This is a genomic window from Prochlorococcus marinus XMU1404 (assembly GCF_017696175.1).
Lineage (GTDB): Bacteria > Cyanobacteriota > Cyanobacteriia > PCC-6307 > Cyanobiaceae > Prochlorococcus_A > Prochlorococcus_A marinus_X.
On sequence record NZ_JAAORE010000001.1, the window covers coordinates 272844 to 286148 of the forward strand.

At 33.2% G+C, this 13305-nt stretch carries 17 protein-coding genes; 9 read left to right on the forward strand and 8 right to left on the reverse strand.

Going from position 1 to position 13305, the window contains the following annotated elements; translation table 11 throughout:
• Positions 1-38 precede the first annotated feature (38 nt).
• Positions 39-1244 (forward strand): DegT/DnrJ/EryC1/StrS family aminotransferase, encoded by a 1206-nt coding sequence (locus HA144_RS01480; protein ID WP_209041814.1) that lies wholly within the window; start codon positions 39-41, stop codon positions 1242-1244.
• Here the strand turns inward: HA144_RS01480 and HA144_RS01485 are convergent.
• The 3 genes from HA144_RS01485 to folK are packed head-to-tail and all read right to left on the reverse strand — an operon-like array spanning position 1229 to position 3840.
• Complete coding sequence (locus HA144_RS01485) at positions 1229-2665, reverse strand: cryptochrome/photolyase family protein (protein WP_209041815.1); 1437 nt, start codon at positions 2663-2665, stop codon at positions 1229-1231. The genes HA144_RS01480 and HA144_RS01485 overlap by 16 nt on opposite strands.
• Positions 2662-3225: an NUDIX hydrolase gene (locus HA144_RS01490; protein ID WP_209041817.1), complete on the reverse strand. Its 564-nt coding sequence runs from the start codon at positions 3223-3225 to the stop codon at positions 2662-2664. The genes HA144_RS01485 and HA144_RS01490 overlap by 4 nt, the downstream gene beginning before the upstream one ends.
• A 51-nt stretch (positions 3226-3276) precedes the next feature.
• Positions 3277-3840: a 2-amino-4-hydroxy-6-hydroxymethyldihydropteridine diphosphokinase gene (gene folK, locus HA144_RS01495; protein WP_209041819.1), complete on the reverse strand. Its 564-nt coding sequence runs from the start codon at positions 3838-3840 to the stop codon at positions 3277-3279.
• Positions 3841-3936: 96 nt separating this feature from the next.
• Between folK and bchD the strand changes: the two genes are divergently transcribed.
• On the forward strand, positions 3937-6078 hold the full coding sequence (gene bchD, locus HA144_RS01500; protein WP_245152818.1) for a magnesium chelatase ATPase subunit D: 2142 nt from the start codon (positions 3937-3939) through the stop codon (positions 6076-6078).
• A 7-nt stretch (positions 6079-6085) separates the two neighbouring features.
• Here the strand turns inward: bchD and HA144_RS01505 are convergent, their stop codons facing one another.
• Entirely contained in the window at positions 6086-6931 is an 846-nt protein-coding gene (locus tag HA144_RS01505) for an MlaD family protein (RefSeq protein ID WP_209041823.1), read from the reverse strand.
• A 5-nt stretch (positions 6932-6936) separates the two neighbouring features.
• The gene (locus HA144_RS01510) at positions 6937-7722 is read right to left on the reverse strand and encodes an ABC transporter ATP-binding protein (protein WP_209041826.1); all 786 of its coding nucleotides are present in this window, start codon (positions 7720-7722) and stop codon (positions 6937-6939) included.
• 134 nt (positions 7723-7856) lie between these two features.
• Between HA144_RS01510 and HA144_RS01515 the strand changes: the two genes are divergently transcribed.
• Positions 7857-9242 (forward strand): gluconeogenesis factor YvcK family protein, encoded by a 1386-nt coding sequence (locus HA144_RS01515; RefSeq protein WP_209041828.1) that lies wholly within the window; start codon positions 7857-7859, stop codon positions 9240-9242.
• Here HA144_RS01515 and HA144_RS01520 read toward each other — a convergent pair.
• The 3 genes from HA144_RS01520 to HA144_RS01530 are packed head-to-tail and all read right to left on the reverse strand — an operon-like array spanning position 9239 to position 10870.
• A complete protein-coding gene (locus HA144_RS01520; RefSeq protein WP_209041830.1) occupies positions 9239-9769 on the reverse strand; it encodes an NAD(P)H-quinone oxidoreductase subunit J in 531 nt (176 codons plus the stop codon). The genes HA144_RS01515 and HA144_RS01520 overlap by 4 nt on opposite strands.
• Positions 9769-10503, reverse strand: a complete 735-nt coding sequence (locus tag HA144_RS01525; protein WP_209041832.1) for an NADH dehydrogenase subunit K — start codon at positions 10501-10503, stop codon at positions 9769-9771. The genes HA144_RS01520 and HA144_RS01525 overlap by 1 nt, the downstream gene beginning before the upstream one ends.
• Before the next feature lie 4 nt (positions 10504-10507).
• A complete protein-coding gene (locus HA144_RS01530; protein WP_032514519.1) occupies positions 10508-10870 on the reverse strand; it encodes an NAD(P)H-quinone oxidoreductase subunit 3 in 363 nt (120 codons plus the stop codon).
• A gap of 77 nt (positions 10871-10947) precedes the next feature.
• On the opposite strand from HA144_RS01530, the gene HA144_RS01535 reads away from it, so the two are divergent.
• The 6 genes from HA144_RS01535 to HA144_RS01560 all read left to right on the forward strand — a co-directional run bounded on the left by HA144_RS01535 (position 10948) and on the right by HA144_RS01560 (position 13272).
• Entirely contained in the window at positions 10948-11376 is a 429-nt protein-coding gene (locus HA144_RS01535) for a rubredoxin (protein WP_209041835.1), read from the forward strand.
• Positions 11377-11385: 9 nt separating this feature from the next.
• A complete protein-coding gene (locus tag HA144_RS01540) occupies positions 11386-12399 on the forward strand; it encodes a photosynthesis system II assembly factor Ycf48 (RefSeq protein WP_209041837.1) in 1014 nt (337 codons plus the stop codon).
• A gap of 137 nt (positions 12400-12536) precedes the next feature.
• The gene (gene psbE, locus HA144_RS01545) at positions 12537-12785 is read left to right on the forward strand and encodes a cytochrome b559 subunit alpha (RefSeq protein WP_025880392.1); all 249 of its coding nucleotides are present in this window, start codon (positions 12537-12539) and stop codon (positions 12783-12785) included.
• Positions 12786-12787: 2 nt separating this feature from the next.
• Positions 12788-12934: a cytochrome b559 subunit beta gene (gene psbF, locus HA144_RS01550; RefSeq protein ID WP_025880394.1), complete on the forward strand. Its 147-nt coding sequence runs from the start codon at positions 12788-12790 to the stop codon at positions 12932-12934.
• Between the two features lie 11 nt (positions 12935-12945).
• Positions 12946-13065: a photosystem II reaction center protein L gene (locus HA144_RS01555; protein WP_002806119.1), complete on the forward strand. Its 120-nt coding sequence runs from the start codon at positions 12946-12948 to the stop codon at positions 13063-13065.
• A gap of 9 nt (positions 13066-13074) precedes the next feature.
• Complete coding sequence (locus HA144_RS01560) at positions 13075-13272, forward strand: photosystem II reaction center protein J (RefSeq protein WP_011375864.1); 198 nt, start codon at positions 13075-13077, stop codon at positions 13270-13272.
• The last annotated feature ends 33 nt before the right edge of the window (positions 13273-13305 follow it).

Below are 13305 nucleotides of genomic sequence, written 5' to 3' on the forward strand. Positions count from 1 at the left end.
TACCCATAGAAATATAGTTTAGGGTTAATATATTCACTATGCAGATACCTCCATTTACTTTAAATAGGCAGTACCAAGAGATTGGCACAGAAATTGAGAGTGAGGTTTCTAAAGTTTTAAAAGGGGGGCAGTATATTGGAGGACAAGAAATTGCAAAATTTGAGGAGAGTTTTTCTAGTCTGATTGGTGTTGAGAGTACTATTGGATGTAATAGTGGAACTGATGCTTTAGTATTAGCTTTGCGCGCATTAGATATTGGTGTGGGTGATGAAGTTATTACCTCATCTTTTAGCTTTTTTGCGACTGCAGAGGCTATTAGTGCAGTTGGTGCTAATCCTATTTTGGTAGATATAGATCCAGAAACTTATCTCATTAATACTGAACTAATAGAACAAGAAATAAATTCTAATACCAAGGCAATTATGCCAGTTCATTTATTTGGGAATGCAGTGAATATGACCTTAATAAAATCTTTGGCCAATAAATATGACTTAAAAGTAATCGAAGATTGTGCTCAGGCAACATGCACAATGTGGGAAAATTCCAAAGTTGGTAGTATCGGTGATATAGGTTGTTTTAGCTTTTTCCCTACTAAAAATTTAGGAGCTGCTGGAGATGGTGGAGCAGTAACAACTTCAGATCAGAAGATTGCCAAAAAAATTAGAGAACTGGCTGTTCATGGCAGTCCAATAAGATATCACCATACCCGAATTGGATATAACAGCAGACTTGATACCATTCAAGCTGCAATATTAAACATTAAAATTAAATATATTTCTAAGTGGATTAATAATCGCCAAAAAATTGCTAATAATTACCTTAATTTATTACAAAAAAATCCATTTATTAGTTTTCCAAAAATTAGCTCTGATTCAATTTCCCATTCTTGGAACCAATTTGTCATTAAATTAAGAAACGATAAATATTTTTTAAATGAAGATTTTTCAAATTTATTTGATACTGATTGCAAAAAATACTATTCCTTAAGGAATTTGGTGAAACAACAACTTTTTGAAAAAGGTATTAATTCAATTATTTATTATCCAATTCCAATACATGCACAAATAGCTTATAAAAATAAAAATTTTTCTAGAACAAAACTCATAAATACAGAGAGAATTTGTACAGAAGTTCTTAGTCTCCCAATGTTTCCTGAAATTTCTTATGAAGAGCAAGTTTATGTAGCAGAAAATTTAAATAAAGTTTTAAAGAATTGTATAGAGGAAATTCAAATTTCAGCATAAAGAGATTTAAATAATCTTTGTTGTATGTTGTGATTGACAATAGGGCTTGAATAATTAATTTTTTCTAAATTAGATATATCCCCATTTAATAATTCTGAATTTGACACTTTAGATAATTCTGGAATCCAATATTTTATATATTCGCAAATAGGATCAAATTTTTTTGCTTGGGTATATGGATTAAAAATTCTAAGTGGTTTTGGATCCATACCGCTACTGGCGCTCCACTGCCATCCCCCATTATTTGCAGCTAAGTCTCCATCAACCAACGTCTCCATAAATTTTTTCTCACCCATTTGCCAACTGCATATAAGGTCTTTTACCAGAAATGAAGCGACTATCATCCTACATCTGTTATGCATCCAGCCAGTACTATTAAGTTGACGCATTGCAGCATCAACTATAGGTACTCCGGTCTCTCCGTTGCTCCAATGTTGAAACCATTCATAATTGTTTTGCCATGGAAAGTGATCCCATTTTTTTCTATATGGACCTTTCTCAAGCTCTGGGAAATGGAATAAGCAATGTTGATAAAATTCACGCCAAACAAGTTCTTTTTGCCAAGTTTCAATTGATAGGTAATTTTCTTGATTTGAGAAATCTGAAGTTAACTTTAATGTGGCGTTCCAAACTTTTCTAATACTTATGGTGCCGAATCTGAGAGATGCACTTAGAAATGATGTCCCATTATGGGAAGGAAAATCTCTAGCAGAATTATAAGAATATATTTTTTTTTCGTTAATGAAGTTTTCTAATAATGTTTGCGCAGCATTCTCTCCAGGTCTACATGGACAAATATTCGAACCAGGAAATTTGATATTTTTGATAAATTTTTCTAGGACCGAATCAGATGAATTTATTGTCTTATTTTCTTTAAGTTTATTATCTATATCTTTAAACTGGAAAACAACTTTATCTTGTTCAAATGAACCTAATAAATTCATTTTTGATTTAAGGTTTTTGTAAAAAGGTCCATAAACTGAATAAGGATTATTATTCCCTGAAAATATTTTTAAAGGTTCTACTATTAAATGATCCCAAGTTTCAATAACTTGAATATTTTGTTCTTTTAAATTATTTTTTATTTCTGAATCTCGATTAATCTCATAAGGTTCAATTGATCTATTCCAAAAAACAAATTTAGCATCTATTTTATTTGCTAATTGAGGAATTATTAATATCGGATCTCCTTCTTCCATAACTAATCTACTACCCATTTTTTTCCAATTATTTCCTAATTCTTGAAGCGAATTTCCTAGAAACCAAGCTCTTGAACTTGCATTGAAATCGTGTGAGTAATTTTTATCAAATATATAAGTTGAAGTAATAGCATTTGATAATGAAAATGCTTTGATTAAAGCTTGATTATCAAATATTCTCAAATCCTTTCTATGCCAAAAAAGTATTCTAGGTTTATTCATAATTTATCTAAAAATTGTTTAGCTCTAAACCAAGCAGTAACGGTTTTTGCGTCAAGAATTTCATCCCCACTAGAAATAAGATTATCTAGTTTGTCGGGATCTAAAATTAATACTTCTATATCTTCATCTAAATCTCCTTTAACCTCGGAATTGAGTTTGTTTAAATCACGAGCTAAAAATAAATAAATTTCTTCATCTGCATAGCCAGGAGCAGGAACAAGAGTTCCTAATTCATCCCATTTGTTTGCACTGAATCCAGTTTCTTCTTGTATTTCTCTTTTAATTGAATTGATAGGTGTTTCACCTATTTCTAATGTACCTGCTGGAAATTCTAATAAATACCTTGAAACAGCAAATCTATATTGCCGAAGAATGATAACTTTATTGTCTTTTGTAATAGGTACGGCTAATGCTGCCCCAGGATGCTTAATGTATCCATATTCACCTTCATGTCCATTTGGAAGCTCAATTCTATTGATTTCGAAACTAAATTTTTTTGACTTTAACTCAGATATTTTTTCTTTAAAAATGGATCTTCTTATAAAGTTTTTGTTGCCCATAATTTTTAAATAATGACAGCCTAACAGTTATTTTTTGGTTTTGTAAATCATTTATATAGACCATTTTGGGACATCAAACTTTTTGATTTTTTGGCTTCTGCTTAAGATTTCAGATAGTGGTGTAATAACGAAATTCCGATTCATGAATCTAGGGTGAGGTAATGTTAATTCCTCGTCAACCGTACGAAAATCTTCCCACCAAAGAATATCTAAATCGAGACATCTTGATAGCCATTTCTTACCCTTTGGCGTCTCTTCTCGTCCGAAAAATCTCTCTAACTTTTTTAGCTCTTTTAAAAGTAATTTCGCGTTTTTATTTGATGGTTTAGGAAAAGAATTACTTTTTATAAGCAATAAAGTATTTAAATAATTTGGCTGCTCATTTTTAACTCCATGAGGTAATGTCTCATAAATTGAAGACCAAAAAAAGTTTGCATGAAATTTTCTTTTCTCTCCTTTTTTGTTGTTGTAAAGATCTCCCCACTCATTTATTAATTCTTCTATTTTTGGTTTGCAAATTAATAGTGACTCAAGAGGGCTTCCGAATTTACTATCAATATTTGCTCCAAGGGATATACATAGTCCATTTTTGATATTAAGATTTGATAATTCCACTACAAAAAACAAAGTTATTGGGTAAATTCTATATCAGGCATTTTTAAAGTGATTTTGAATTCCGATTTAAAAGAAAAAGGAGAAATAAAAGATTTAATGAAATCAAAGGATTCTTTTAGAGCTTTCCCTCTGGCGGCAATTACAGGTCATAGCTTATTGAAATTATCTTTGCTTTTGGCAGCAGTCGATCCCAGTTTAGGAGGAGTGATTATCGCTGGCGGAAGAGGTACTGGAAAGTCCGTATTAGCAAGAGGTTTGCATACTTTACTCCCTCCTATAGAGGTATTAGATAACGAATCAATACTGGAAAGGCTAATTAAGATAAATAGTAATACTTCATTAAGACCTATTGGTAGAAACCTAGATCCAGATAAACCAGAGGAATGGGATATTAGTACAAATAAATTGTTAGAGGAGGCAATTGGAAGTGATTATTTGAATCAAATTGAAGAAATTCCAAAAAAAGTAAGAGAGGCACCATTTATTCAAGTCCCAATTGGAATAACTGAAGACAGACTTGTTGGATCTATTGATGTCGCTGCCTCATTAAGTACGGGGGAACAAGTTTTTCAGCCTGGAATTTTGGCAGAGGCTCATAGGGGTGTTCTATATGTAGATGATATAAATTTATTGGATGATGGTATTGTAAATTTAATTCTTGAAGCTACAGGAAGAGAGAAAAATAATATTGAAAGAGATGGTTTAAGCCTTTCTCATCCTTGTAAGTCACTCTTAATAGCAACTTATAATCCTGAAGAAGGTACTTTAAGAGATCATGTTTTAGATCGTTTTGCGATTGTGCTTTCCGCAGATCAATCTATTGATAATGCTCAAAGGGTTGAGATTACAAAATCTGTTTTATCACATGCAGAAAATAATATTAAATTTTCAGAAAAATGGTCGGAAGAATCTGATAATTTATCCACTCAATTAATTTTGGCAAGGCAATGGTTAAAGGATGTCAAGATAACAAAGGAGCAAATAACCTATTTAGTGAATGAAGCTCTTAGAGGAGGAGTAGAAGGTCATAGATCAGAATTGTTTGCGGTGAAAGTGGCTAAGGCGAATGCAGCTCTTCGAGGCGATGAAAATGTAAATTCTGAAGACCTAAAAGTTGCAGTAAGGTTAGTTATTCTTCCACGAGCAATGCAATTACCTCCAGAAGATGATGATATTCAACCACCCCCTCCAGAGGATCAGAGTCCACCCCCTCCACCTCAATCAAACAATGAAGAGTCTGAACCTGAGAATAATGAAACTAATAATGAGCAAGAGCAAGAACAAGAAGAAGATAATTCTGATGGAGAAGAAGAATCTACTCCCGAAATACCTGAAGAATTCATATTAGATCCTGAGGCATGTATGGTTGATCCTGATTTATTACTTTTTTCATCAGCTAAAGCTAAAGCGGGAAATAGTGGTAGTAGATCCGTGATATTTAGTGACAGTAGAGGAAGATATGTAAAACCTATTATTCCAAGAGGTAAATTAAAAAGAATTGCAGTAGATGCAACTCTTCGAGCTGCAGCCCCTTATCAAAAATCTAGAAGATCAAGGAACCCTAACAAATCAATAATTATTGAAGAAAATGATTTTAGGGCCAAACTTCTTCAAAAAAAGGCAGGCGCCTTAGTCATTTTTCTTGTTGATGCTAGTGGCTCTATGGCTCTAAATAGAATGCAAAGTGCTAAGGGCGCAGTAATAAGACTTTTAACAGAGGCATATGAAAATAGAGATGAAGTAGCTCTTATTCCTTTTAGAGGTAATCAAGCCGAAGTTCTTTTACCTCCAACAAGATCTATAACTGCAGCAAAAAGAAGGTTAGAAACAATGCCTTGCGGTGGAGGATCCCCCTTGGCACATGGACTAACACAATCAGCGAAAGTAGCAAAAAATGCTCTTTCAACAGGAGATATTGGCCAAGTTATTGTTGTGGGTATTACTGATGGAAGAGGAAATGTGCCATTAGGATTATCTCTAGGACAAAATGATTCTGAAGCAAAAGATAATGAAAATGAAAATGAAAATGTAGATTTAAAACAAGAGGTTCTTGATATCGCTTCAAAATATCCGATGCTTGGTATAAAACTTCTAGTAATTGATACTGAAAGAAAATTTATTGCAAGCGGCTTTGGTAAAGAATTAGCAGAGGCAGCTCAAGGAAAATATGTTCAACTCCCAAAAGCTACAGATAAAGCAATCGCAGCAATGGCCTTAAATGCTATAAATGAATTCTAAATATTTCTTATGGATAAATTTCGTTAAGGAATTTTGAAAGTCCAATTGTTAAATCTCTTAAAGATTTAGTGAATTCTTTATCTTGAGTTAATTTTTCAAAATCATCACTCATATCATCTATTTTGCTGGAGATAGATCTTGCAGCATTGATTGTCAGTTTAATGTCATTAAGGGTTTCTTTGTCATCGATAGTAGACAAAATGTTATTTAAATGATTAGCAGCAATTGTAATTTCTTTTATTAAAGGCTTAACTCTTTTTATTTCTTGTTTTGATAAAAAAATTAATTCATCAAGATTTTCTTGTGTTCGATCAAATTGGTCAATAGAGGTAACAATGTTCTCAATTAAATTCTCTTGATTTGATTCTTTTAAAAGTTGACTTAGCGTATTGGTTATATTCGAAAGACTTGATAATTGTTTTCCAGTGATAATGTCTCCCTGACAAACAATTAATTTTGAATTACATTTTTCAGAAATAGGTTTTGCAATATTTTTTGGAATTGTTTTCCCACTAGTTTCTATAGCGACTTGTACATCTCCTCCAAGGAAAGAATTAGTTACTACTCTCGCAAATGCTGGCCTTGGAAGAATAATATCTGTATTGTTTAAAACTATTTTTGCTTTAATTGATTCATTGGTAAATATTATGTCCTCTATTGAACCTACTAAAATTCCTCTGTAAGTAACTGGAGACTTTTTTGATAATCCGCTTGCGTTATTAAATTCAGCAAAGAGGTGCCAATTTTTTGAGGATAATCTTACTCCTCTTAGCCAAAAAGAAAAAAATGTGAATATTAAAATTCCTCCTAATAAGGAAAATCCAACTATTGAATCTCGTAAGCTTCTACGCATAATTTTTAAATGTCTTTGGGTTGCATTGGGCCATCAAGTTTCCCATGCCTAAATTGAAATACGAAGGGATCATTGCTCTCTTTAAATTCATCAATAGAACCTGCCCATCTAAATTTGCCCCCGTAAAGCATTAAAACTTTATCTGAAGTCCTTTCTATAGTACTAAGAACATGGCTAACAACAATAGATGATCCGTTGGCTTTATTATTTGTTTTATTAATTAAATCTTCAATTCTTGATGAAGCTATTGGATCAAGACCTGCAGTTGGTTCATCAAAAAGTAATAAAGGCTTAGTATTTGCATTAAGAGTTTGATCCGTTATTAAAGCTCTAGCAAAACTCACTCTTTTTTGCATTCCTCCGCTTAATTCATTTGGAAGTTTGTTCTCAATATTGAATAATCCCACCTCTGCTAAACATTCACATACTATTTCATGAATTAATTTTTTATTTAGGTTTTTATTCCTCCTAAGAAGAAAACCTACATTTTCTTCAATAGTTAAAGATCCTAATAATGCTGGGTTCTGAAAAACTAGTCTTACATCAGGAGGATTATTTTGATCTAATCTTAAATAAGATTGCTTCTCACCAAAAATTCTTAATTCTCCTTTGGTAGGTAAAATTAGACCCGCCAATATTTTTAGGATAGTTGATTTACCAGAACCTGACGGGCCAACAATTGCTAATTTTTCTCCATCATTAAGTTTAAAGTTAAGTTGATTCAGTACATTAACTTCACCCCAGCTTATTGAGAGGTTTTTTGTTTCAACTGCGTGCTTTGATTTTTTCAAAATTTATATAACGAAAAAATTCCCTTTCTATTACATTTTGCCTATTAATTAAAATAAAAAAAGGATGTATGAATTTGATTTATAATAAATTTATTAAGTTTTTTATTTGTGAAAAATAATTAAAGAGGTTTTTAATGAATAAGCGTAAAAAAAGAGTAAGGAGATATTTTAAATATTTTAAAAAGTCTAATTTTGAACTTATAAATAAAATTTTAAGAATTTTGAGTTGGCTTTTACCAGGACTGGTAATAAAAAGATGGATGATGACATCTGCAATAGGATTTTTGACCACATTATTAGGCCTTGCGATATGGACAAATTTAAGGCCACTTTATTGGCTTATTGAAGTATTCTTTTCTGTAATAACTGGTTTAACTAGTATCTTGCCCGTTTCATTATTGGGCCCATTAATTTTTGTAATTGGACTTTTATTAATCGGGATTGGACAAAATAGAAGCATTAACTCTATACAAAAAGCACTTGTTCCTGAAAAAAATACATTTTTAGTTGATGCATTGAGAGTTAAGAGTAAATTAAACAGAGGCCCTAATATTGTTGCAATTGGTGGAGGTACAGGACTATCTACTTTATTAAAAGGTTTAAAAAATTACAGTAGCAATATTACAGCAATAGTTACTGTTTCTGATGATGGAGGAAGTAGTGGAATTCTTCGAAAACAATTAGGTGTGCAACCTCCTGGAGATATTAGAAATTGTTTAGCTGCTTTATCTAATGAGGAGCCAATATTAACAAGATTATTTCAATATAGATTTTCAGGAGGAAGTGGTCTAGAGGGCCATAGTTTTGGAAATCTATTTTTGTCAGCTTTAACTACCATTACAGGGAGTTTAGAAAAAGCAGTTCAAGCCTCTAGTAAGGTTTTAGCAGTTCAAGGTCAAGTTTTGCCTGCAACAAATATTGATGTTATGTTATGGGCCGAATTAGAGAATGGTGAGAAAATTTTCGGAGAAAGTAATATCAGCAAATCTCAAAAATCAATTTCAAGGATCGGTTACCTGCCAGAAAACCCTTCTGCTCTTCCAAGTGCTCTCGAATCTATAAAAGAAGCTGACTTAATTGTTCTTGGTCCAGGCAGTTTATACACTTCTTTATTGCCAAACTTATTAGTGCCAGAAATAGTAGATGCTTTATTGCAGAGTAATGCTCCCAAAATATATATAAGTAATTTAATGACTCAACCTGGAGAAACTGATGGACTTGATGTATTTCAGCATATCAAATCAATTGAAAAACAATTATCAAATTTTGGGGTTAACACTAGAATTTTTAACGCCGTCTTATCACAGATTCATTTTGAAAAGTCTCCATTATTAGACTATTACAAAAGTAGAGGAGCAGAACCTGTCCAATGTCATAAAGAAAAATTATTATCTGAGGGTTATTATGTGTTGCAGGCACCATTATATTCAAAAAGAATTACTCCAACCTTGAGGCATGATCCTAGAAGGCTCGCAAGAGCAGTTATGTTTATGTACCGTAAATTAAAGAAATTAAATTAATATGCATCTTGAAGTTCATAAAAATCTGGCTGAATATAGTCTTTTCGTAATGGCCATCCTCTCCAATCTTCAGGCATTAAAAGTCTTTTGGGATTTGGATGATCAATAAAATTGATTCCATACATGTCATATGTTTCTCTTTCTTGCCAATCACTTCCTTTAAAAATTTTATACAAACTAGGGATTGATAAATCAGAATCTCTTTTTAAGAAGACTTTTAATCTTACTTCTTTAATCTTTTTGAGTTTTTGTAAGTCATCAACAGTTATAAAATGATAAAAACTAACAAGGTTTTTGCCTGGCCCCTCATCATAGCCACCTTGACATTGAAGATAGTTGAAACCGTAATTTCTCAAAGCCGATACTGCTTCATACAATTTATTAGGTTCCACAGAGATGTTTTCAATTCCTATATGGTCATCAGATAAAGATTGATTTGGAATTCCATCTTTAGACAAAGATTGGCTTATGAACCCTTCTTTTTCTATTGAAGTATCTGAGGATTTAGCTAAACCGTCTTTTTCCATTAAACTTCTTCAGTATTAATAATTTCAGTTTTTTCGTTATTTTCAGGTAATTCAGTTATTTTCTCTTTTTTTGAGGAGGGAATGACGTTAGCTGAAGTTTTGTTTAGATATTCACCTGTATTTTCTGAGAAAACAAGATTCATTTCGTGATCAGATGTTATGTATCTGTGAGTTTGTTCTGTTTTTGTGCGCTCTAAAATTGATTCATTACCAACTTTTTTTCTTAATTTAATTACAGCATCAAAAATTGCTTCTGGTCTTGGTGGGCATCCTGGAAGGTACAAATCAACTGGTATTAATTTGTCAACGCCTCTTACAGCAGTTGTAGAATCTGCGCTAAACATTCCTCCTGTGATTGTGCAAGCACCCATGGCAATAACATATTTTGGTTCAGGCATTTGTTCATAAAGCCTTACTAGGGCAGGAGCCATCTTCATAGTCACTGTGCCAGCTACAATTAACAAATCTGCTTGTCTAGGGGAACTTCTTGGAACTAAGCCAAATCTGTCAAAATCAAATCTTGAACCGATTAATGCTGCAAACTCAATAAAACAGCAAGCTGTTCCGTAAAGAAGTGGCCATAGACTGCTTAATCTTGCCCAGTTATGAAGATCATCCAAACTAGTCAATATTATGTTTTCACTGAGATCAGTAGTCACTTGAGGAGCTCCAAGAGGGTTACAGGTGCCTTCTCTAATCTCTCTAACTGCTTTGGGGGATAATGGTTGGTTCAATTTTTTAACTCCATTCTAAAGCTCCTTTTCTCCAAGCATAGGCCAAAGCAATAACTAGTATTGCTATAAATATTAAAGCTTCTATAAATGCAAGTAAGCCTAACCTATTGAATGCGACAGCCCAAGGATATAAGAATACTGTCTCAACATCAAATATAACGAAAACTAACGCGAACATGTAATAACGAATATTAAATTGAATCCAAGCACCTCCAATTGGTTCCATGCCTGATTCGTAAGTTAATTTCCTTTCTCCAGTTCTGCCTTTAGGGGCAACTATTAGATTAGTAACTAAAGCTAATATTGGAACAGCAGCAGCTATTAAAAGAAAACCTAAGAAATATTCATAGCCAGTTAAAACAAACATCTTAAAAAATTAATTTTGGATAAAATTCGCTTAATTAAGCAAAATCTTTTAAAGTTCTTAAAGAACAATAATAAACCGTGAGTGAAAACATTCAACCAGCCTCTGAGGAAAACAAAATAGTTGAAAAACTTGAGAAAGAAAATCTTTCTGAAAACTCCTCAGCAGTAAATGTTGAGAAATCCTCTATTAATTTAGAACAAAATAGATTTGAATGTAGAAGTTGTGGATACATTTATGATCCGTCCGAAGGAAATAAAAAATTAAATATACCTAAAAATACACCTTTTTCAGAGTTGGATGGCAATACTTTTGCTTGCCCTGTTTGTAGAGCCGGTAAAAACTTTTATAAGGATATTGGACCCAGAGCAAAACCTAGTGGATTTGAAGAGAATTTAGTTTATGGATTTGGATTTAATAGTTTACCTCCTGGACAAAAAAATATATTGATTTTTGGAGGGTTGGCGTTTGCTGCTGCTATGTTCCTTTCTTTGTACTCTTTGCATTAATATAATTAAATGAAAAAATTTTTTACCAGTATTCCTAATCTTCTTTTATCTGTAGTTCTCTGTTTTGTTTTAAGCAGTTGTTCATCCACAGGTGTCAAGATGAATGAAAGCAGCCCTTGGAAAACAATTCAGTTTGAAGATCAGGCTAATGCTTTAGATGTTGATTTCATAGATGATAATCATGGGTTTTTAGTAGGCTCAAACAGATTGATTATGGAATCAACTGATGGTGGTGAAACATGGGAAAAAAGATCATTAGATATTTCTGCTGAAGAGAACTTTCGCCTTCTTGATATTGACTTCAAGGGTTCTGAAGGTTGGTTAATAGGACAACCCTCTTTAGTTATGCATACTGTTGATGAAGGTAAAAATTGGACTAGGCTTTCACTTGGGAAGTTACCAGGCCAGCCTTTTTTAGTTACTACTATTGATGAAGGAGTTGCTCAATTGGCGACAACCTCTGCAGCTATTTATGAAACTTCCAATAGTGGTGAAACATGGGAGGCAAAAGTATCAGACCCTTCGGAACAGGGAGGTATAAGAGATTTAAGAAGAACATCTAGCGGCGATTATGTGAGCGTAAGCAGTCTTGGAAATTTCTTCTCTACTCTTGATGGAGATAGCAATACTTGGATTGCTCACCAAAGAGCAAGTAGTAAGAGAGTGCAAAGCATTGGTTTCAATCCAGAAGGAAGTTTATGGATGCTTTCAAGAGGTGCGGAAATTAGATTTAATGAAGATTCTGATAATCTAGAAAGTTGGACAAAGCCCATAATACCTATTCTTAATGGTTACAATTATTTAGATATGGGCTGGGATCCAAATGGTGACATATGGGCAGGCGGTGGTAATGGCACCTTAATAGTAAGTAAAGATCAAGGTGAAACTTGGAATTCAGATCCTCTTGCTTCTGCATTGCCCACTAACTATATAAAAATAATTTTTCTTGATAAGGAATCTTTAGATAATCAGAAAGGATTCATACTTGGTGAGCGTGGTTACATTCTTAAATGGAATGGCTAAATCTGTAATAACTTTAGTAAATAATAAAAAAAATCTTAATTTTGGATGAATTTAACAACTGTCTGTAACCAAGCTGTTAATTTCTTCACGAACTTATGATTTTACACTGTAAGATCATATGGTAAACATTTGTGATTATGGCCGCAGGTTCAACGGGTGAACGCCCATTCTTTGAAATAATCACCAGTATTAGGTACTGGATTATTCATGCAGTAACATTACCAGCTATTTTTATAGCAGGCTTCTTATTCGTATACACAGGTCTGGCTTACGACGCTTTCGGTACTCCTCGTCCGGATAGTTATTTTCAGGCATCTGAAGCAAAAGCTCCTGTTGTAACACAAAGATTTGATGCTAAGTCTCAACTTGATTTAAGAACAAAATAACTATGTCTAATTCTCAAGCTCCAATGCAGGCTGCGGAAGTCCGCGTTTATCCTATATTTACTGTTCGTTGGCTAGCAGTTCACGCTTTAGCTATCCCATCAGTATTCTTTTTGGGTTCTATTGCTGCAATGCAATTCGTAGCCCGATAAATTTAACAATCATGCAAGTAAACGAAAATCCTAACAAAGTTCCAGTTGAACTTAATCGTACAAGCCTTTATTTAGGCTTATTATCAGTTTTTGTATTGGGAATTTTATTTTCCAGTTACTTTTTCAATTAAATTAAAACTATGAGTAAATTAAAAGGACCTGATGGAAGAATTCCAGATAGACTTCCCGACGGTAGACCAGCAGTTGCATGGGAAAGAAGATGGACTGAAGGAACTCTTCCTCTATGGCTTGTTGCTACAGCAGGTGGAATTGCAGTTATCTTCGTTTTAGGAATCTTCTTCTATGGCTCGTACCAAGGAGTTGGAGCTGGAGGCTAACAAAATCATTACCTTGGCCTCATAATCACTTAA

What these genes read in the sequence shown, in the direction of transcription:
- HA144_RS01490 (WP_209041817.1), bottom strand. Translation starts at nt 3,225, where the DNA reads ATGGGCAACAAAAACTTTATAAGAAGATCCATTTTTAAAGAAAAAATA.
- psbE (WP_025880392.1), top strand. Translation starts at nt 12,537, where the DNA reads ATGGCCGCAGGTTCAACGGGTGAACGCCCATTCTTTGAAATAATCACC.
- HA144_RS01555 (WP_002806119.1), top strand. Translation starts at nt 12,946, where the DNA reads ATGCAAGTAAACGAAAATCCTAACAAAGTTCCAGTTGAACTTAATCGT.
- HA144_RS01480 (WP_209041814.1), top strand. Translation starts at nt 39, where the DNA reads ATGCAGATACCTCCATTTACTTTAAATAGGCAGTACCAAGAGATTGGC.
- HA144_RS01485 (WP_209041815.1), bottom strand. Translation starts at nt 2,665, where the DNA reads ATGAATAAACCTAGAATACTTTTTTGGCATAGAAAGGATTTGAGAATA.
- bchD (WP_245152818.1), top strand. Translation starts at nt 3,937, where the DNA reads ATGAAATCAAAGGATTCTTTTAGAGCTTTCCCTCTGGCGGCAATTACA.
- HA144_RS01540 (WP_209041837.1), top strand. Translation starts at nt 11,386, where the DNA reads ATGAAAAAATTTTTTACCAGTATTCCTAATCTTCTTTTATCTGTAGTT.
- HA144_RS01520 (WP_209041830.1), bottom strand. Translation starts at nt 9,769, where the DNA reads ATGGAAAAAGACGGTTTAGCTAAATCCTCAGATACTTCAATAGAAAAA.
- HA144_RS01530 (WP_032514519.1), bottom strand. Translation starts at nt 10,870, where the DNA reads ATGTTTGTTTTAACTGGCTATGAATATTTCTTAGGTTTTCTTTTAATA.
- HA144_RS01515 (WP_209041828.1), top strand. Translation starts at nt 7,857, where the DNA reads ATGAATAAGCGTAAAAAAAGAGTAAGGAGATATTTTAAATATTTTAAA.
- HA144_RS01560 (WP_011375864.1), top strand. Translation starts at nt 13,075, where the DNA reads ATGAGTAAATTAAAAGGACCTGATGGAAGAATTCCAGATAGACTTCCC.
- HA144_RS01505 (WP_209041823.1), bottom strand. Translation starts at nt 6,931, where the DNA reads ATGCGTAGAAGCTTACGAGATTCAATAGTTGGATTTTCCTTATTAGGA.
- psbF (WP_025880394.1), top strand. Translation starts at nt 12,788, where the DNA reads ATGTCTAATTCTCAAGCTCCAATGCAGGCTGCGGAAGTCCGCGTTTAT.